Source organism: Thermus sp. FJN-A (genome assembly GCF_054655095.1).
This window is the reverse complement of the sequence record NZ_BAAHSC010000183.1, coordinates 1-742: the sequence shown is the minus strand read 5'-3', so window position 1 is coordinate 742 and position 742 is coordinate 1. Positions and strand designations below refer to the sequence as shown.

General features: G+C 63.7%; 1 rRNA gene. It reads right to left on the bottom strand.

The window, feature by feature from the left end:
- Positions 1-742: ribosomal RNA gene (locus ACYQ0J_RS07470) — 23S ribosomal RNA — on the bottom strand; the annotation flags it as partial.

Here is a 742-nt window from a genome sequence, read left to right as displayed (position 1 = left end):
CTGTTTATCGTTACTCATGCCGGCATTCGCACTTCCCTTGCCTCCAGCCGCCCTCGCGGGTCGGCCTTCCTCGGCATCGGGAACGCTCCCCTACCGCCTGGGGGTCGCCCCCCAGACCCGCAGCTTCGGCGCTGGGCTTAAGCCCCGATCATTTTCGGCGCAGCGTCACTCGACCAGTGAGCTATTACGCACTCTTTAAAGGATGGCTGCTTCTAAGCCAACCTCCTGGCTGTCTTCGCGGCGCCACATCCTTTACCACTTAGCCCAGACTTGGGGGCCTTAGCTGGCGGTCTCGGTTGTTCCCGCGCTCGGACGCGGACGTTATCGCTCGCGCCCTCACTCCCAGGCTCCACCTGGGACCCTTCGGAGTTTGACAGGGTTTGGTAGGCTGGTGGGCCCCCTAGCCCTATCAGTGCTCTACAGGCCCCAGTCAGCGCCTGAGGCTGACCCTAAAGTCATTTCGGGGAGAACCAGCTATCTCCGGGCTCGGTTAGCTTTTCACTCCTAGCCCCAGCTCATCCGAGGGGTTTGCATCCCCCACCGGTTCGGGCCTCCACTGGGTCTCACCCCAGCTTCACCCTGGCCAGGGCTAGCTCGCCCGGTTTCGGGTCCACGGCCGCGGACTAGACGCCCTGTTCGGACTCGGTTTCCCTACGCCTCCGCCTCAACGGCTTAAGCTCGCCCACGACCGTGAGTCGCCGGCTCATGCTTCAATAGGCACGCCACAACCCCTTGCGGGGCC